The sequence below is a fragment of the Clostridium sp. CM036 genome (genome assembly GCF_055081135.1).
Genome location: NZ_CM143652.1, coordinates 1596487 through 1614872 on the forward strand (window position 1 = coordinate 1596487; position 18386 = coordinate 1614872).

Annotated in this window: 16 protein-coding genes and 2 pseudogenes; 8 read left to right on the top strand and 10 right to left on the bottom strand. The window is 32.1% G+C overall.

All coding sequences use genetic code 11. The annotated features are described in order from the left end of the window. Positions 1 to 125: 125 nt before the first annotated feature. Complete coding sequence (locus tag ACWJKE_RS07600; protein WP_220287620.1) at positions 126 to 1556, bottom strand: aldehyde dehydrogenase family protein; 1431 nt, start codon at positions 1554 to 1556, stop codon at positions 126 to 128. 463 nt (positions 1557 to 2019) lie between these two features. Here ACWJKE_RS07600 and ACWJKE_RS07605 point away from each other — a divergent pair, with 463 nt between their 5' ends. Beyond that, positions 2020 to 2223: a recombinase family protein gene (locus ACWJKE_RS07605; RefSeq protein ID WP_216304650.1), complete on the top strand. Its 204-nt coding sequence runs from the start codon at positions 2020 to 2022 to the stop codon at positions 2221 to 2223. Between the two features lie 273 nt (positions 2224 to 2496). Beyond that, a pseudogene (locus ACWJKE_RS07610) lies at positions 2497 to 2916 on the top strand (helix-turn-helix domain-containing protein); the annotation flags it as partial. Between the two features lie 88 nt (positions 2917 to 3004). Here the strand turns inward: ACWJKE_RS07610 and istB are convergent. Both istB and istA read right to left on the bottom strand, forming a co-directional pair. Next, complete coding sequence (gene istB / locus ACWJKE_RS07615; RefSeq protein ID WP_258876041.1) at positions 3005 to 3769, bottom strand: IS21-like element helper ATPase IstB; 765 nt, start codon at positions 3767 to 3769, stop codon at positions 3005 to 3007. After that, the gene (istA, locus tag ACWJKE_RS07620) at positions 3766 to 5361 is read right to left on the bottom strand and encodes an IS21 family transposase (protein WP_462959286.1); all 1596 of its coding nucleotides are present in this window, start codon (positions 5359 to 5361) and stop codon (positions 3766 to 3768) included. Before istA ends, istB begins: the two co-directional genes overlap by 4 nt. Before the next feature lie 99 nt (positions 5362 to 5460). On the opposite strand from istA, the pseudogene ACWJKE_RS07625 reads away from it, so the two are divergent. The 4 genes and pseudogenes from ACWJKE_RS07625 to ACWJKE_RS07640 form a co-directional block, all read left to right on the top strand. After that, positions 5461 to 6369, top strand: a pseudogene (locus ACWJKE_RS07625) (IS30 family transposase); the annotation flags it as partial. Between the two features lie 388 nt (positions 6370 to 6757). After that, a complete protein-coding gene (locus ACWJKE_RS07630; protein ID WP_216304521.1) occupies positions 6758 to 7126 on the top strand; it encodes a hypothetical protein in 369 nt (122 codons plus the stop codon). A gap of 7 nt (positions 7127 to 7133) precedes the next feature. After that, positions 7134 to 7337: a helix-turn-helix transcriptional regulator gene (locus ACWJKE_RS07635; RefSeq protein WP_253198308.1), complete on the top strand. Its 204-nt coding sequence runs from the start codon at positions 7134 to 7136 to the stop codon at positions 7335 to 7337. Between the two features lie 210 nt (positions 7338 to 7547). After that, complete coding sequence (locus ACWJKE_RS07640; protein ID WP_216304522.1) at positions 7548 to 9785, top strand: ATP-binding cassette domain-containing protein; 2238 nt, start codon at positions 7548 to 7550, stop codon at positions 9783 to 9785. Positions 9786 to 10096: 311 nt separating this feature from the next. Here the strand turns inward: ACWJKE_RS07640 and ACWJKE_RS07645 are convergent, their stop codons facing one another. The 3 genes from ACWJKE_RS07645 to ACWJKE_RS07655 all read right to left on the bottom strand — a co-directional run bounded on the left by ACWJKE_RS07645 (position 10097) and on the right by ACWJKE_RS07655 (position 12633). Then, positions 10097 to 11089 carry an alpha/beta fold hydrolase gene (locus ACWJKE_RS07645; RefSeq protein ID WP_165414767.1) on the bottom strand — a complete coding sequence of 331 codons (993 nt, stop codon included), beginning with the start codon at positions 11087 to 11089 and terminating at the stop codon, positions 10097 to 10099. A gap of 212 nt (positions 11090 to 11301) precedes the next feature. Next, the gene (locus tag ACWJKE_RS07650; protein ID WP_216304523.1) at positions 11302 to 11883 is read right to left on the bottom strand and encodes a flavin reductase; all 582 of its coding nucleotides are present in this window, start codon (positions 11881 to 11883) and stop codon (positions 11302 to 11304) included. Positions 11884 to 12147: 264 nt separating this feature from the next. Next, entirely contained in the window at positions 12148 to 12633 is a 486-nt protein-coding gene (locus ACWJKE_RS07655; RefSeq protein ID WP_216304524.1) for a MarR family transcriptional regulator, read from the bottom strand. Positions 12634 to 13165: 532 nt separating this feature from the next. Here ACWJKE_RS07655 and ACWJKE_RS07660 point away from each other — a divergent pair. Then, the gene (locus ACWJKE_RS07660; protein WP_216304525.1) at positions 13166 to 13417 is read left to right on the top strand and encodes a hypothetical protein; all 252 of its coding nucleotides are present in this window, start codon (positions 13166 to 13168) and stop codon (positions 13415 to 13417) included. 178 nt (positions 13418 to 13595) lie between these two features. On the opposite strand, the gene ACWJKE_RS07665 is transcribed toward ACWJKE_RS07660, so the two are convergent. Both ACWJKE_RS07665 and ACWJKE_RS07670 read right to left on the bottom strand, forming a co-directional pair. Next, positions 13596 to 13829 (bottom strand): hypothetical protein, encoded by a 234-nt coding sequence (locus ACWJKE_RS07665; protein ID WP_216304526.1) that lies wholly within the window; start codon positions 13827 to 13829, stop codon positions 13596 to 13598. An 83-nt stretch (positions 13830 to 13912) separates the two neighbouring features. Next, complete coding sequence (locus ACWJKE_RS07670; protein WP_216304527.1) at positions 13913 to 15073, bottom strand: MerR family transcriptional regulator; 1161 nt, start codon at positions 15071 to 15073, stop codon at positions 13913 to 13915. 380 nt (positions 15074 to 15453) lie between these two features. Here ACWJKE_RS07670 and ACWJKE_RS07675 point away from each other — a divergent pair, with 380 nt between their 5' ends. Further along, on the top strand, positions 15454 to 15594 hold the full coding sequence (locus ACWJKE_RS07675) for a hypothetical protein (protein WP_216304528.1): 141 nt from the start codon (positions 15454 to 15456) through the stop codon (positions 15592 to 15594). Between the two features lie 322 nt (positions 15595 to 15916). Here the strand turns inward: ACWJKE_RS07675 and ACWJKE_RS07680 are convergent, their stop codons facing one another. Together ACWJKE_RS07680 and iolE are read right to left on the bottom strand one after the other, a co-directional pair. Continuing rightward, the gene (locus ACWJKE_RS07680; protein WP_216304529.1) at positions 15917 to 17326 is read right to left on the bottom strand and encodes a sugar porter family MFS transporter; all 1410 of its coding nucleotides are present in this window, start codon (positions 17324 to 17326) and stop codon (positions 15917 to 15919) included. A gap of 146 nt (positions 17327 to 17472) precedes the next feature. Then, complete coding sequence (gene iolE, locus ACWJKE_RS07685; RefSeq protein ID WP_220287598.1) at positions 17473 to 18369, bottom strand: myo-inosose-2 dehydratase; 897 nt, start codon at positions 18367 to 18369, stop codon at positions 17473 to 17475. Positions 18370 to 18386 lie beyond the last annotated feature (17 nt).

Consider the following 18386-nt stretch of genomic DNA (forward strand, 5'->3'; position numbering starts at 1 on the left):
TTTTTATACATCCATAATCTTTATATCATTTGGAATAATTAAATTTGCTTCTGTCACGAAATTAATTTCATCAATGGTTGTATCTCCCTGCCATGGTTTGTAAATGCACCGGCTTCATTAAAAAGTTAGTTTGCAAGCACACATCTCCTTTGTTTTGTAAAATTTCTTGCAGAGGTTATTCCTTCACCAGTAGGTCCAGCAATAGTGAATGTTGTAAATCCTTCTGCACCAAAACCTACTCCAGCAAAGGATTTAGCATTCTTTACAAAAATAGTTGTATCTATTTCTTTTTCAAATCTATTTAAATTATCAATATTTTTTGAATATATATATGCACTATGTCGTTTATTTTGTTCCGCTATTTTTGCACACTCTATAGCTTCATCAATATCTTTAACTCTTACAATTGGAAGTATTGGCATCATAAGCTCTGTCATTACAAAAGGATGATTTGTATCTACCTCGCATATTATACATTTTACGTTAGTAGGGACTTCTACATCTATTTGATCTAAAAATAATTTTGCATCTTTTCCTACCCATTTTTTATTTATATCATATTCTAGTTTTTTGTTGCAATTATAACTTTTCTCATCTTTCTTTATTAGTATTAAATCTAATAACCTTGATACTTGCTCTTTGTTTAGAAGTACAGAATTGTTTTGAATCATATTATTTATTAAATCATTTGCTACATTTTCAAAAACAAACACTTCTTTTTCTGCAATACAAGGTAAATTGTTATCAAAAGAACAACCTTCTATGATGCTTTTTGCGGCTTTCTCTATATCTGCAGTATCATCTACTATAACAGGAGGATTTCCGGAACCTGCACCTATAGCTTTTTTACCTGAATTCAAAAGTGTTTTTATTAATCCTGGTCCTCCAGTCCCACATAAAAGTTTTATATATGGGTGTTTCATAATTACACCTAAGGATTCCATAGTTGGGTTTTCTACAGTAGTTACTAAATTTTCTGGACCACCAGAAGAGATGATGGCTCTATTTATCATATCTACAGCAAATGCAACACATTTTTTTGCCCCTGGATGTCCATTAAACACGACAGAATTTCCGGCAGCTATCATACCTATACTATTGCAAATAACAGTTTCCGTTGGATTTGTGGAGGGTGTTATCGCACCTATGACCCCATATGGAGACATCTCTACTACGGTAAGCCCGTGGTCTCCAGACCAAGCTGTAGTAGTTAGATCTTCTGTACCCGGAGTATATTTAGCTGCCAATTCATGTTTTAATATTTTATCTTCATATCGTCCCATTTTTGTTTCTTCTAAAATCATTCTTGAGAGTATCTCTTTATTTTCCAATGTAGCCTTTCTTATACTTCTTATAAGTCGTTCTCTATCTTCTTTATTATAAGAAATAGTCAACGCCTTTTGTGCATATATTGCTTTGGCAATAGCAATTTTAACGTCTTCGAACACTCCTAAATATAAACCCTCATTGTTAGCTTGCTTAAATTCGGTACCTTCAACATTTGTTATTACATTTAAATCTTTTGTTTGTGGTGATACTAATACATCTTTCATCATAGTTTTCCTCCTCGAATAATTAATTTTGCATTTAGTTTTTAATGAATTTCTAGTATTTCAACTAACTACAAAATGATAAAGATAACTGGAAATTATAATAATAGTATAGAATTATTTCTAACCATCGATATTCAATAAAAAATTGGCGTAGTGCTATTCATTTTATAACAAACATGTTTTAGTGAATAAGATGTTTTATTTCTGTACAAATAGGATATTACCACTAATTAAGCCAAAAATAGTATATAAATGTAATAAATGTAATGACAGGCATTTTAAACGATACCAAACTACACTAAGGTGAGATATTTTTATCATATGATCTGTAAAGAATGATTCTTCCTAAAAATTCATAGTTTTTAGGCAACTAGATTTTTAATGATTTAAACAAATGTGGTTTGATATGTTTTATGGTACCCATTACAATAAAATCATGGTAAATAATTCGTGGGAGTTGTAAAGGATGAAAAATATATATACTTATATAAGAGTTAGCACCAAGGAACAAAACACAGACAGGCAACATGAAGCCCTAGAACAATATGCTGTATCTAATAACATTGAATATAAAGTTACATTCGAGGATAGAGCAAGTGGTAAGGACTTTGAAAGAAAACAGTATAAAGTATTAACAAGGAAAGGAAAAAAATACATGGTAGAGTTATAGAGGTACTAAAGAATGCTAATGAGAAGGGAATTAAGTTGGGTAGACCTAATTTAAAATTGTCAACTCAATAGAACTAAATAAAGTGATAAATACTCAATTGTAAATCTAAAAGCAACCTGTTCTATTTACAATTGAGGTATAATTCTTAAATAAAATATATATGCCAAGAGGTTGCATCTCGGTATACAAAAATATTGGTATGTGTCAGTCTTTTGTTTTACTAACATTCAAAATTACATATCCTAAAAGAGTTGGCGGCAGAATGGAGGATATATGTCAACGTTTTTCACCTATGAAGAAAGGCTCGAGATACAAAAATTCTTAAAAGAAAGTCTTTCCTTTAAAGAAATCAGCCGAAGATTGGAAAAGAATCCAACCACCATCTCCAGAGAAATACGTAAGCACAGTTCAGAGGTTGCAACAGGTTATTCGGGATATCCGTACAATGCCTGTAAAAATCGTTTTAACTGCAGGTATAAGGATGTATGCGGTAAAAACTGCACAAGAAAAACAACCATCTACTGTAAGCTTTGTCAATCCTGTAATGATAACTGTCCTGATTTCATTTTGGAAATCTGTACTGCCCGCTTTAGGGTTCCCTATGTCTGTAATGGTTGTGAAACGCTTGGAAAATGCTCTTTATTAAAAAATATATACAATGCGGAGCATGTGTATTTGTCAAGTGAAAACTCCCCCATATTCTAACCCAAAACTCCTCCACCAAAAATTGTAAAAAAATAATATTCCCTCCAAATTAATTATATAGTGAAGGAAAATTTTATTATTGTTTTGCGAGCCATTCTTTAGTTTCCTTTAATCTGTAGGAGTTACCATTCATATTTACTATATATGCCTTATGCGTAAGTCTATCGATCATTGCAGCGGTCATAATAGGGTCTTTAAATATCTCATTCCACCTTTCAAAGGATAAATTTGTGGTTACTATAGTTGATTTTCTACCTGCTCTTAATGATAAGTGACTAAATAAAAGTTCTGAACCTTCTTTATCATAAGAAATATATCCCAATTCATCAGCAATAATTAAATCATATTTATCAAATTTATTTTCAAATGCTCTTAATACTTTCTGAGAACGACTTTCTTTTAATTGGGTGATAAGCGATGATACCGTAATAAAAAGAACTTTATAGCCAGCTAAACAAGCTTTTATTCCAAGGCCAATACTCATGTGGGTCTTGCCTGTCCCAGGATTTCCAGCTAAAATTACATTTTGTCCTGTACTAATAAATTCAAGTGAACTTAACGTCTTTAATTTCTTTTTAGCATCAACTGGTAAATCTTCAACTACAAGATCTTCGATATATTTTTTATAAGGAAACTTTGCTATTCTAATTCTATTTTGTTTACTACTTTCACTTCTTAAAACAGATTCTTTTTCCAATAATTTGTAAAGAAATTCTTCATAGCTTATGTCATTAATGCAAGCATCTTTCGCACCCACCTCAAAGTTGTTTTTTATACCTGCAAGTTTAAGATCTATTGCTAATTCTTCAATATCTTTATATAATTTCTTCTTATTTATCATATTATAGCCACCTCATTATTAAAATCTTCCGTTGATATTGGTATTAAAGATTTATACACATCTAGTAAACCGTTAGGTTTAAATTCAACAGTTGAATTTAGTTGGATAACATTATTTTCGATAAAATTAGTATAATCTCTATTACAAATAGACTTTATTTTTTCGGTTGTTATATCCGTAGGATTTATTTTATTTAATAAATTTATTGCATTTAGGACCTTAGAGATATTACTTTTACCTATAAATAAAAGTAATTCTATAAAATCTTTCTCTTTTTTGTTATAATAGGTATCATAGATGTTTTGAATCCTAGGGTCTGCTTGTAGCATTGCAGTGCTTGAAGCTAATGATCCTGGCTTTCTTTTAAAGGTATTAAGATAATGTTCAAGCTTAATAGACCATTCATAAAATCCTAACTTCCTTTCATGGGAAGCTATTTTTTTACCCTCACTAAAGCAAACAATGTCATTGGAATATACTTTTATGAATATTCTTTTTCCAACATATATATCAGGTACAGAATACCGACAGGTATTCACTGAGAATGTCGAATATTTATCCACTCTAGGTTCTTCTATCCTAGCAGTGTCAAGTTTTGCAATATAAGGCCCCATATGTTGTCTTTCCTCATTAAGAATTTCTTTTGCAGTCTTCATATTTTTTATTTTATGTGGTTGGCTATTCAATTTATCGCATGTTTCCATCAGATATTTATTAGCTTCTTCTAATGATTTAAAACTATCATTTTTACTAAAAGACTTACGTCGTACTACCTCTACACTTCGCTCGACATGACCTTTTTCATTTCCAGCTCGAGTATTGCAAAACCTAAAATCAAAGCCATAATACATGGACATTTTAAGCAATGCATCCGTAGGTTCTTTCTCAGTAGGTCCTACAAATTTTTTAACTGCAACTCTCATGTTATCATAAACGATTGTTCTATATACTTGTCCTATATGTTCAAAAAACAAAGCATGAGCTTCTTGAAAACACTCTGAATTTTGTTTAGCAAATAACTGTGCATATCTATAATTCCCTTTTGCAGATGTAAATACAGCCATTTGAAATGTTCTATCCACAGCATTAATAGTTAACTTTACTTCCCCCCAATCAAATTCACAAATATCCCCAAGCTCATATTCTGATTTTATAAATGCCTCGGCTCCATTCTCAAGTAATTTATTTATATAGTTACTCACAGTTGGATAACTTATATCGTAATCGTCTTCTTTTAACGCTTCATATATATCAATTTTCTTTTTTTGCTGCTTATGCCTCCCGGCATGCCGTTTTTGCTGGTTTTCTTCAATATACCCCTTTATCTTATTTATAATTTCATCGGTTAATTTTTTCTTTTTTCTATTTATGCAATTGTATTTAGGTTTCTCAACAATACTGTCCTGAAGTTCTCTTATATCATCAATTCCTCCATTAAAATTCAAAATTTCTTGTCTTGCCACTTCGTATTCTTTAACATATTTACTAATGGTTTTTCTATCAATTCCGGTCTCTCTAGCTATGGACCTTTGAGACTTTCCGTTTAGATGTGCCGATATTATGATGTGTTGTTTTTCACTCAATTTAATCATCTCCATTTCCCCCTCTTATGATGCCTCTCATAAGAAAGTTTACTGTAAGGTGGGGGATATTTCAATTAGAATTGTGGGGTAGTTTTAGATTAACATATACAGCATGCCCATATGAAAGCTCACGAAGCCATTTCACAGTCCAGAAGTGGATTGTGTGTATCGGAAGATGAAGTAGCCAGACTCAATAAAATAATTTCTCCACTAGTTCAAAACGGTCAATCTGTTCATCAGATATATGTTACGCATGAAGATGAAATTATGTGTAGTGAAAAGACTATTTACAACTACATAGATGCCTGCCTTTTCGATGTGCGAAATATTGATCTTCCGAGAAAAGTCAAGTTCCGCGAAAGGTATAAAAAACCGGAATTCAAGGTAGATAAAGGCTGCCGCATTGGGCGCAACTATAATGACTTTCAGGCATTCCTTGCTAAAAATCAGGATACCACTGTTGTACAGATGGATTCTGTGATTGGAAGTAAGGGTGGCAAATGCCTTTTAACGATTCACTTTGTAGATACCAGCTTGATGTTAGCATTTCTTAGAGATGCAAATACTTCAAAATCAGTAACGGATATTTATGAAACACTTTATGAAACCCTTGGGAAGGAGGTTTTTACAGCCCTTTTCCCTGTAATTCTTACAGACAACGGGAGCGAATTTTCGAATCCAAAGGCAATTGAATATGGTACTGAAAAATTCTCAGGACATCGTACCAATGTATTTTATTGTGATGCTGGAAGTCCCTATCAAAAGGGAGCCATTGAGGTTAACCATGAGATGATTAGGCGGATTCTTACGAAGGGAAACAGCTTCGATCATCTGACACAGGAAAATATCAGCCTAATGATGAATCACATTAATTCCTATAAAAGAAAAAAACTGAACAACCGTAGCCCATACGAAACGTTCAGCTTTTACCATGGAGAAGAGATTTTACAAAACCTAGGGTGTACACCGGTAGCAGCCAGCGACATCATGTTAAAACCAATTCTTCTCAAAAAATAAAAATATAAAACAGTGCCGCCAGCTATCCATACAATCCTAAAATAGGGGTGGATTCTCCGATTACAAAAAAATCGAGAGTGAGTTGACCTCTATTCGGCATGCATATTTTCTATTATCATACATCAAAAAACCGAAAAATCAAACTGCATTTGGATTACAAATGTGGCTTTTGGGTTTCAAAACTGGCTTTTCAGATACAAAGGTTGCATTTCATTTACAAATATTCAATTGTCAATTACAAACGTTGCATTTCAATTTACAAAGTGGCATATCGCTTTGCAATTGAGTATAAAGTGATAAATCAATCACATTTGTATTGATATATCTTTCGATATGTGATTTAATTGTAACATGAAGTGATAAATTAATCACATATAGGAGGGAACTTATGAAAGACTTAAAACAAAAACATTTTTTAATTGCAGGCCTATCCATCATTATGGGAGTTTTGTCAGTAATACCAATGGAAAGACCTATTAGTATTATAGTATTAGCAGAAATCGTTTTTTATACGGTGTTTGTGTTTGTGGGGGAATATGAAAAAGCAGATGAACTGGTAGAATCAAATATTAATAAAGCAAATAAGATAATAATAATTTTAATGTTAGTAGCTTTCGTAGTATTTCATTTCTTGACATTGAAAGAGGTCATAATTCCAGCTAATGTTTTTGGATGTGTTGCATTTGCTGCTATAGCTGCAAAAAGTATATTATTTTTATGGTTCGACCGCACAGTAAGTGACAGCGAAGGGGAGTAATTAAATAATGTTAGTAACTAAATTAAAGGAATATCGAGCAAAAACCAATATGAAACAGGATGAATTAGCTGCTAAAGTTGGAGTAAGAAGAGAAACTATAATCCGGTTAGAAAAAGGGCAATATAACCCCTCTTTAAAACTTGCTATAGGTTTGGCTAAAGTATTTGAAGTAAGAGTTGAAGAATTGTTTGAATTTATAGATGAATTATGATTAATACCTGTAGCATTATATATAGGATTACTTGCGACGAAATATATAAAAAATCTATGACCTAACTAATTATGGTATGATGTCTATATTTAAAATGCTTTATCAAATAAAAGTTGGCAACTAGGATTATTTAAAAGAAGTTATAGAAACACTAGATATAAATGTAGATATAGTAAGAGCAACAGAAGAATGATCGATGGAGGAGATAAAATGAAGGAAGAGTTTATAATTTTAAAAGGATGTAGAGAAAATAATTTAAAAAATGTTTCATTAAATATACCTAAAAGAAAAATCACTATATTTACTGGGGTATCTGGTTCAGGAAAGTCCTCTATTGTTTTTGATACAATAGGAAAGGAAGCAAAACGTCAGTTAAATGAGACATTTAGTGCCTTTATTAGAAACTTTTTACCAAAGTATGGCGAAGTGAAAGCTGAATATATAGGAAATTTATCTACACCGATAATTATTGATCAAAAAAGAATTGGTGCGAATTCAAGGTCAACCCTTGGAACGATTACAGATATCAACCCATTCATTAGAATGCTCTTTTCTAGAATAGCAATTCCTCATATAGCTCAGCGAAATAAGTTTTCTTTTAATGATATAAGTGGTATGTGCCCAGAGTGTGAGGGCCTTGGCATGAAACTAACTGTAGATATGGATCAAATTCTAGATAAAAATAAATCAATTAATGAAGGTGCTATATTGCTCTCAGGGTTTGGTATTGGTTCTTGGCCATGGAAAATATTTGCTGAATCTGGATTTTTCGATAATGATAAGAAGCTATGTGATTATACAGATGAGGAACTAGAGAAATTTTTATATGGCCCCCCTGAAAAGATAAAAGTAAATGTTATTGGAACAATGAATATAACTTATGAAGGGTTAATTCTAAAGTTTAATAGATCATATTTAAATAGTGATAAGGAAATGTCTGAGGCTTCAAAGAAAAAGCTTAGTAAATTAACGATGTCAGCAGAATGCCCTCTGTGCCACGGTAAAAGACTAAATCAAGAAGCATTAAGTTCTTTAATTAATGGTTATAACATTTCAGATTTTATGTCAATGCAAATTGATGAACTTATTAATGTTATAGACGAAATTAATTTTAAAGAAGTCTCCACGGTAATTGATAGTATAAAAGAAAAACTCAATAATATTATTGATATAGGCCTGGGATATTTAACCCTTGATAGGGAGACTTCAACACTATCAGGTGGTGAATCTCAGCGCATAAAGATGGTTAAGCATTTAAATAGTAATCTTATAGATTTATTGTATATATTTGATGAGCCAAGTATTGGGCTTCATCCAAGAGATGTTCATAAATTAAATGATCTATTACAAAAGCTCAGAGATAAAGGAAATACAGTTATTGTAGTTGAACATGATCCAGATGTCATAAAAATCGCTGATTATGTTGTTGATGTTGGTCCATATGCAGGTACCAAAGGCGGTAATATAGTATTTGAAGGAAGCTATGATGAATTACTCACATCTGGCACACTTACAGGAAATGCCTTAAAGAGTAGTCTTTCAATTAAAAAAGTTACAAGAAAGCCTAATGGATATCTAGAAGTTAATAATTGCAATACAAATAATCTAAAAAACATATCAGTTAAGGTCCCCAAGGGGGTATTAACGGTTATAACAGGTGTTGCAGGCTCTGGAAAAAGTACACTTATGAAACAGGAATTTCCAAATCAAAATAAAGATGTTATATTAATTGACCAGAGTGCGGTTTCCGCAAATTCTAGATCAAGCCTAGCCACTTATGGTGGAATAATGGATAACATAAGAAAGGTCTTTGCAAAAGATAATAACGTCAATGCATCACTATTTAGTTATAATTCAAAAGGTGCCTGTGAAAATTGTAATGGCACTGGAATAATTGAAACAAACCTTGCTTTTATGGAGAATACTAAAAACACTTGTGAAGAATGCGCTGGTAAAAGGTTCAAAAAAGAAGTTTTAGAATATACTATCCAAGATCAAACAATAATAGATGTTCTAGATATGACTGTTTCGGAAGCTTTAGTATTTTTTAATAATAAACAAATTAAGACAAAGTTACAGTCAATAGAAGAAATGGGAATTGGATATTTAACTTTAGGTCAAACACTTGATACATTATCCGGTGGAGAATGCCAAAGGTTGAAACTTGCTAACGAATTACATAAAAATGGTTCAATATATGTTATGGATGAACCATCAACTGGACTTCACATGTCTGATATAGAAAAATTCATAGGCATAGTTGAAAATATTGTTGATAATGGAAATACTGTTATTATAATAGAACACAATATGGATATTATTAGGAGCGCAGATTGGATAATAGATCTTGGACCAGAGGGTGGTATAAGAGGCGGAAATGTAATTTTTGAGGGGACACCTTTAGAGTTAACTAAATGTAAAGAATCTCTTACTGCTAAATATATATAGTTTAGAGATAAAGTGCATTTTACTAAATATTGTTATTATAACATACAGTACAAATTCTAGTGTTACATTCAGACATCAATATAATCTAAATATATTAAACCCCATATCATTAGATATGGGGTTACTTTTGATGAAATATACGAATATTGCGACGCAACTATATCTATATTTTTTTATTAGTCTCCTTTTTCAACAATAACTATTGTATAAATATTTAATAAAAAAAAGATAACTCCTGTTCACAATACAGAAATCATCCTCTTAATCTAGCGCAAACTTTACTTGAATTGACCTTAACAAAGTACCGATTATTATTTCATAATCTTTTGATTATCATCCTTGTGTGGTGAATTTTTATTTTCTATAGTATTAATCATGTCTTTAATTGCATTTACTACGTACTGAGGTTGGTCTATATATATATAGTGTCCAGAATTTGGAACTGGTATTCTTTTAGAGTAATTAGAGCAGCTAAGCCAATCTTCTTGTTCTGCGTTTACAACTGCTTGATATATGGGTCCCATACCTTCATCATCTGCTGATAGGTAAGTTAATGGTACATTTCTAAGTACATCTCCTGCTTGGTACACCTGCTGCTCACTTTGTAATACTTCATCTATTGTGCCATCCGCTTTAGTAAACTGACCTAAGAGAGATTCTTTCAGTTCTGGCATATTTGAATTAATGAAATTCATCGCATCCCCCATAACATTCTTTCCTGAACCATCTACCATAATTATGCCTGCAACCTCTTTTCGATACAATTTTGTAAATTCAACAGCATCTAAACTAGCTATTGAATGAGCTACTAAAAGATAAGGTGCTTTAACACCTTTTGCTCTTAAAAGGGCATGTAAGTTACGAGCTTTATCAATGGCTGTTTTGCCATTACCTTTTTCAAATATTGAGCTATCATATGATACTGAGCAAAAATTATTATTCATCAATAGTTGCCTATCTTTATCATTTAATGGTTCTCTATTGGCAGTGTCATCACTTTTTCCAAGCCCTGCTCTATCATATGTTACTGTTCTTGCATATTTAGATATTTCCTGTTGAATTTCTCCCCAACCTTTTTGGGGATCACTTTCAGTATTTATACCATCATTATAACCTGAATCAAACACTACAGAAACCTTGCCCTCTCCCGCTATTTTAGTATATAGCCCGAAATCGCCTATGCTTACCTTACCTTCAAATTGATTATTATCTTCCTTAGCATATGCATTTATTGAGAATGACCCCAACATTAGTGTAGCCGCTACTACCGTAGATATAAGCTTTTTTGATACATTTCCTCTCATTTTAACGCCCCCTTATATTTTTAAAAATAAGATAGTTAAATACCTTACATATAAGAATATACAATATTTTATATTTTAATTCCATAAAATTGTATATTTTGTAATTTTATGGAAAATTAAAAAAAGAGTTGTTAAAAAACAACCCTATTTTTAACCCCTACGACTTAAGCAGAGAATGACTTATTATTCTCTGCGTTAATTCTGGTTTCTTCTTATTTCTTTACCCAAACATGGGTGATTTCCCCAAATGCAAATTTGCGATAATGGTTTGCTTCTTTGTAAGCTTCGTTTATATAGTCTTTAGTTTCTTGTGTGTAAAAATCATTGGGATTGGGGGTAGTAAGTTGCGTTAATTTACATTCAATAATTAGTCTGGCTTCTTTGAAAGACATATCACCGGAAGGAGTTTGAACACTTGTCAATTCAACTTCTTTCATTTTTTCACTATCTCTTCCTGATTTACTTCCCAAAAGGAGCACTTGTTCCTTATATTCATTCGCGAAGTAAGACAGCGTATATGTTTGCTCTTTTTGAATTATTTCAAGCGTATAACGATCTGCTCGAAGAATACACCAAGTGGTGGTTTTTTTGAAAAGAGTTCCCAAACCACCCCCACTGCCTATCATGGAATTATAATGATCTTCCTTGCCCGCAGTAATAACCGTAAAATCTTTTCCTACCAACGGACCTACCAACGTAAGTACATCGTCGCATATCTCTTCCGTAGAAATTTGTTTAAATAATTGATCAAAATTCAACTCTTTGGCATTTACATGATTTATTTTTTCCTTCATTTTTTCTCCTTTTATGTCTGGTCTATTTATAGTATTATTATGTATACTATATAACGGTTTGTTCTGTAGATTGTGTATTGATTTACTTAAATTTACACATTTAAAATTCTCACCTCTCGAAAAAGAATAGTTATGTTTCCTTGGAAACATAACTATTCTATTACTTTATTGTTTCCTTGTCAATAATAAAGGGGGCTGTATCATACGCTGATGTTTCAGCGTTTTGATACAGCCCCCTTTAGGCTACTTTTTTATACAACTCCATTATTCAGAATCATTTCGATTTGTTATATCTACACCTTGCTTCTTTATTTCTGCATCCAAATGCCTACTATACTTTTCCACGAAGCTAAGCATGATATCAAATTGTTCCTCGGTTACCTGTTCAAATACGGCTTTATCCCGCTCTTGAAACTCTTTGTGCAACTGCTCATGGACTTTGTTAATTACTTTCCCTTGCTCAGCAAGCCTAAAATAGATTTCTTTCTTATTATCCGGTTTCTGGTAGCTTTCGATAATGCCTTTTTTTATGAGCTTCTTAGTTAGTTTACTTATGGCACCCCTAGTCATATAAAAGGACTCCGCAAGTCTTGTCACGTTTGAATCTACATTTCTTCCAATGTATTCGATGCAATGTACTTCAGAAGACTTATAGCCCTTAAGACTGTCTTTCATCTTAACCTTATTAAGCGAAACTATCTTGTTTAATAAGTCCCTGAAACCCATTATGACCTGTTCTTCTTTGTTCATGGCCTGGCCTCCCACCCGTTAGTGTATTAACAATATTATATTATACTTTTGTTTCTATTTCAACAATGTTAAAGTAATTATTCTAAGCATTGAGCTACATCTGAAAAAATAGAGACAAAGTCGCATAACCATTCATCATTCGTGTTATTTCTATGATATTAGCAGATTATATAGAAAAAAGACATTACTGCCTTTTTAAGTTGATGACCAATCTGGCCCACAAGGGCCGAAAGGCGATACTGGAGCTCAAGGACCTGCCGGGCCAAGTAGTTGTGAATGCTGTTTACCAAGTTTAAGAGTAGTTTTAGGTTATCTATTTAGCGTTAGTGCAACTAAAATAAGGGTTGAAACAGTAGCACCACAACCACCTGTAACTAATGACAGCATAGATAGATTTTATCCTGATGCAAATGATGCATCCACAGCGATATTAGTTCAATTTAAAGATGGAACAATTGTATCTCTTTGTGAAATTGAGTTAATACAAGCTTCCGCTTTAGTAGATAGTTCTTCCGATAAAGTACCAGATGCATTGAAAGTTGCTTTGGATAAAACTATTAAAGATATGTCAGATGCTTGTAAGCAATGTTGCTCTGAACAGCTAAGATTATTGTTTGAAGATAATATTAGTAAAAGTGTTGCTAATATAGATTCAAATAGAGACAATATAATATCAGGCAGCAACACTGTTTTAGCAACTGGTGCAAGTTTAGCATTAATTGACATTCCTGGAACCGGTGGAGCTGCAGTTAATTTATGTTTTGTGTCTTCAGTAAAATTCTAGTATAAAATATTTTGTATTTACTTAGTAATAGATCATTAATACCTTTAAAATATCTATTTGGGTAGATTCAAATAGGGTTCAATGGACATAATTGTAAAACTGGTCACATGCTGGAACTAATATTCAGCATGTGCCTAAACACTTCTCAAATTTATTAGATCAAAAGATCTTATATCGTTCATGTAAACATAAGTACGAAGGAATGTTGATTTTTCTTACATATTTCCGAAAACCATCTAATAAGTTCAAAAGAACCTTCTTCATAGTAATTGATCCCCAATTTCTCATAATACTCGATCTCATCATAGGAAAATATATGTTCCACTTCTTGAAACAAATCATATCCTCCAGAAAAATAAATATCTCTATCAATTCTTTTGTCATGGAAAAACTCATTAGCATCTCTTGTCATAGAAAACGGATAGAAAATCCAGATGTAAAGCCTTCATTAAAAATGAAACATCTCAAGAAATTGAGAGTGCTTGGAATAATTCATTACTTATTATTTTCAGAATAAAATTTTAAAGCTTCTCCAATAAATTTAGATGCACCAGTGCCATATTCCTTATCGATTACTTTTATATACGTAGGATTTGATAAATAATGATCAGCTGTATAACCCCAATAGTTATCTCCAACATCCACTTTTAAAGATTCAAGACTCTTTTTAGTTATAGCTGCAATTTTATCAACAATTTGTTGAATCTCTTTTGAAGAAGAATCTTTACTTAAGTCAGATGTAAGCTTTTCATATAATGTATTTATTTTAGGCAGCTTATCTGCCAAATAATTTTTTAGGGCTTCTCCGATAAATTTAGATGCACCATTTCCATATTTCTTATCAACTTCTTCTATCCACTTAGGATATACTAAATAAATTTTTACCATAGAGTACCAATAATCATCCCCATTATCCACTTTGAAAATTTCATAATCTTTTTTAGCTATATTTGTTATTTCTTCAGCAATCTGTTGAATTCCCTTTGAAAAAGGATCTTTACTTAAGTCAGATACAAGCTTTTTATATAGTTCTTTTAATTTAGGATGCTTATCTTCCAAGCAATCTTTTTTAAACTTATCATATTGTTCTTCTTTAATAAACATATCACTATTAAAATTTTTCTTCATAGCTTTAACATATTTTTTAATACTTCCATATTGCTTTATAGCCATTTTAGCAATCTCAGCTTCCTTAGATTTACACATTCCAATAAATTTATCATATTTATCCATACTACCATAAGATTTAATTATAATATTTTTGTGTTCAGTTTTAAATTCTTCTAGTGCATTATAATATTCACTCATATCAAATTCTTCAAAACTCATTGTGGTTTCTCCTTTTAATGTTTTATTTACAAGTTCTATTAAACCATTCAATCTGTTGCGTTTTAGTATAAGCAATTTTTCATGACTTTTTAGTGCTTGCATTTTATCAAAGTGGGCACTAGCCATGATTTCTTTAACTTCTTTTAGTGGTATATCAAGTTCCTTAAAAAATAAAATCTGTTGCAAGGTTTCAAGAGCTTCATCGTCATAAAGTCTGTAACCTGCGTCTGTAAAATTGCTTGGTTTTAACAATCCGATTTTATCGTAGTAATGTAGCATGCGCACACTTATTCCTGTCAAATCCGAAACTTGTTTTATTGTTTTCATTGCTGCACCTCCAACTTTGACTTTAGAGCTATCAATACTGTTTAATACTCGCCGTCTATGAGTTTTGCCAATGTCGTTAAACTCTATTTTTATATTACACTATGACATAGTGTTAGGGTCAACACTTTTTTACTTTTTTTTAAGAGCATAGAGCATCTAATTTAGTTAGACAAAGTAGCAAAACAAATTATATCCATGATTTATTAATATCCCCCAGGGAGTTTTTCTAAGGAGCTTGCGACTGCGGTTGCCATTAACGCTGTGAAAGTCACTGTGGTACTATTTATGATTTTAAGTGTTATTTCTATGATAAATACGTACAATATGATAATAGGGCAAATTACCATATTAGGATAAAAGAAAATCAAAAGGGGGATATTATGAAGGCAATTGTTAAGGGTAAGGTAGCTGTTAACAAGTCAGTGGAGAAAGCTAAGAGCGTCAAGGCAAAGTCCAAGATAAAACCTACAGAAAGTATTGGTAGACAAGGAAATCTTAAAAAGAAAAAGAAAGGGAAATAATTTCTTGATGTAAGTAATAAATATGGTAAAGAACAAAATTTAGAGGAAGAATAAACAAATACATGGAAGAACATGCTATTTGGGAAACGCATATAATAAATATTACATTTAAAAAACCATATGTTGCTTCTTTGATTTATAAAGGTTAATGTTGCAATAACCCCTATTAAGATCATTGTCATCTCAAGTAACCCCCTATCATAGATATGGGGTTACTTAAGATGACATATAAGAATAATCTTTATTATTATTGACTAGAAATCACACTAATTAAGAACCTATTTTTTTAAATGTACCTTTGTCTATATGTAATTCCTACTATTTATTTTTCTATAGTTATCCCTGTATTTTTTGTTTTATAATTCTTAAAAGTTTTCTCTAATTCTTCAAGAGATATACCAAGTGTTTCTGGTACACATTTATATACAAATATCATACCCATAGCGCCTAACACTACAAATACCATAAATGAACCAGATAAACCTAACCCTTTTAATATTGTAGGGAAAAGAAGGCCAATAAAAAAGTTAGTGGTCCATAGGAAAAATACTGCAATACCCATTCCTAATCCTCTTATTCTTATCGGGAAAATTTCGGCTAGTAATAACCAGACTATTGGTCCAAGACACCCTTGGAAGAAAGCTAAGAAAATCACAGTAAATATAAGTACAACGTATGGAAGCATACTTGAACCCGCTAACGTATTTGTAAGAATAGACATTGCAAGCATAGTTAAGGTAGTTCCAGAAAGTCCTATTAATAATAAGGGTCTACGACCAAATCTATTTGCAAAAAATTTCATATAGATAACTGCCGCAATAACAGACATTAATCCATTTGCTATATTAGCTATTAATGCCATTCGAGTTCCAAAACCGGCTTTTTCCAAAATTGTTGTTCCATAATACATCATTATATTAATTCCTGGGATTTGTTGTGTAACGGCTATTCCGATTCCAATTAATACAATGTGGCGAATCCATGGAGTATTTAAATCTTTAAAAGTAGCACACTCTAAATTTTTTTCAGCTTGAATAACTTGTTCTATTTCCTTAATTTCCTCCTCTGCATCTTCTTCATTACGAATTTTTCTTAAAATCTCCAATGCTTGATAAAATTTTCCGTTAGCGGCTAACCATCTTGGGGTTTCAGGAACTGTTAATATTCCAACCCATAAGATAATTGCTGGGATAGTAGCAATGACTATCATATAGCGCCAAATACCAGGAGCATCAAAAACATTTCCTAAAATAGCATTCAATATATAAGCTAATAGTTGTCCAATAACAATCATAACTTCATTTTGGGTGACAATACTTCCCCTTAAGTGCGTAGGAGATATTTCAGCTAAAAATGTTGGTACAATAACTGATGCTCCTCCCACCGCTAGTCCTAATATAAATCTACAAAAGATTAAAATTGATGCACTAGATGAAATTGAGCAACCTAAAGTTGCAAAGACGAAAACTATAGCAAGAAATTTAATTATTGTTTTTCTACCGTATCTATCAGATAAACGTCCTCCTACTACTGCACCTATAGCTGCACCAAATAATAATCCGCTTGTAACAAGTCCTTCAGTGATAGTGTTTAAATCCAATTGATCCTTTCTAGCCATATAACTTAAGGACCCATTGATTACCCCCGTATCATATCCAAATAAAAGTCCACCCAAAGTTGATATAAAAGCTATTTTGCTTAGGAATTTTTTTTTCTTAAGATTTTGTTCCATACTAATTCCTCCTACTTCATAATTAGTAGCTTGTTAAATTCAGAAAGCATTGGTTTCCCTAACTTTTAACCGGTAAACTTTTATATTTCCCTTCATTGTAGTATAGTAAAAATACACCACATAAATTTAATATACTTACAGGGAGATTATAGTCCGCATGTCTCTTTAATATATTTTCTTGCCTTTACTGCATATTCAAATGGATTTGCCTTTGCAGGGTCTTGTTCTGCTTCCACCAATAGCCAACCCTCATAATTGTTTTCTGCTAAAATTTTGAATATTGCATTAAAATCAATGCTTCCATCACCTGGTACTGTAAAAGCTCCTAATCGAACTCCTTTTAAGAAACTAAGTTTTTCATCTTTAACCTTTTTTGCTATCTCCGGTCTAATATCTTTTAAATGAACATGCTTGATTCTATTTATATATTTTTTAAGTATTTCTATATGCTCCTCACCTGAATATACTAAATGACCTGAATCAAACAACAAGTAAACTAACTTTTCATCAGTAATGCTCATAAGCTTGTCGATTTCTTCTGTTGTTTGTACTCCTGTTCCCATATGATGATGGTAAACGAGCTTCATTCCCTTATCTTGGGCCAACTTTCCTAGCTTGTTTAATCCATTTCCAAGCAGCTTCCATTCTTCCTCATTAAAATGGTACTTTTCATCAAACACTGGAGTATCTACTTCACCTTGTACGCTATGTCCCTGCTCAGCTACAACGATTATATTAGCTCCCAAAGCATGTAGAAAATCTCTATGCTTAATGAATTCCGCCTTAGTTTCTTCATATGGTTTCGTGGTTAAGAATGAACTAAACCAACCGCTTGCAATTTCCAACCCTCTAAGCTCTAAAGCCTTTTTTAAAACTTTAACATCCTTTGGATACTTATTTCCTACCTCTGTTCCTTGGAAACCAGCTAATGCGGCTTCACTCAAGCACTGATCAAAAGTGTTTTCTTTTCCTAAATCTGGCATATCATCATTTGTCCATGCAATTGGAGCAATACCTAATTTGACCTTTTTACTATCTAACATAATTAACACCCCTCATA

What these genes read in the sequence shown, in the direction of transcription:
- ACWJKE_RS07600 (WP_220287620.1), bottom strand. Translation starts at nt 1,556, where the DNA reads ATGATGAAAGATGTATTAGTATCACCACAAACAAAAGATTTAAATGTA.
- ACWJKE_RS07645 (WP_165414767.1), bottom strand. Translation starts at nt 11,089, where the DNA reads ATGAGAGGAAATGTATCAAAAAAGCTTATATCTACGGTAGTAGCGGCT.
- ACWJKE_RS07605 (WP_216304650.1), top strand. Translation starts at nt 2,020, where the DNA reads ATGAAAAATATATATACTTATATAAGAGTTAGCACCAAGGAACAAAAC.
- ACWJKE_RS07630 (WP_216304521.1), top strand. Translation starts at nt 6,758, where the DNA reads ATGAAAGACTTAAAACAAAAACATTTTTTAATTGCAGGCCTATCCATC.
- ACWJKE_RS07640 (WP_216304522.1), top strand. Translation starts at nt 7,548, where the DNA reads ATGAAGGAAGAGTTTATAATTTTAAAAGGATGTAGAGAAAATAATTTA.
- ACWJKE_RS07675 (WP_216304528.1), top strand. Translation starts at nt 15,454, where the DNA reads ATGAAGGCAATTGTTAAGGGTAAGGTAGCTGTTAACAAGTCAGTGGAG.
- ACWJKE_RS07635 (WP_253198308.1), top strand. Translation starts at nt 7,134, where the DNA reads ATGTTAGTAACTAAATTAAAGGAATATCGAGCAAAAACCAATATGAAA.
- ACWJKE_RS07670 (WP_216304527.1), bottom strand. Translation starts at nt 15,073, where the DNA reads ATGAAAACAATAAAACAAGTTTCGGATTTGACAGGAATAAGTGTGCGC.
- ACWJKE_RS07650 (WP_216304523.1), bottom strand. Translation starts at nt 11,883, where the DNA reads ATGAAGGAAAAAATAAATCATGTAAATGCCAAAGAGTTGAATTTTGAT.
- ACWJKE_RS07680 (WP_216304529.1), bottom strand. Translation starts at nt 17,326, where the DNA reads ATGGAACAAAATCTTAAGAAAAAAAAATTCCTAAGCAAAATAGCTTTT.
- ACWJKE_RS07655 (WP_216304524.1), bottom strand. Translation starts at nt 12,633, where the DNA reads ATGAACAAAGAAGAACAGGTCATAATGGGTTTCAGGGACTTATTAAAC.
- istB (WP_258876041.1), bottom strand. Translation starts at nt 3,769, where the DNA reads ATGATAAATAAGAAGAAATTATATAAAGATATTGAAGAATTAGCAATA.
- istA (WP_462959286.1), bottom strand. Translation starts at nt 5,361, where the DNA reads ATGATTAAATTGAGTGAAAAACAACACATCATAATATCGGCACATCTA.
- iolE (WP_220287598.1), bottom strand. Translation starts at nt 18,369, where the DNA reads ATGTTAGATAGTAAAAAGGTCAAATTAGGTATTGCTCCAATTGCATGG.
- ACWJKE_RS07665 (WP_216304526.1), bottom strand. Translation starts at nt 13,829, where the DNA reads ATGACAAGAGATGCTAATGAGTTTTTCCATGACAAAAGAATTGATAGA.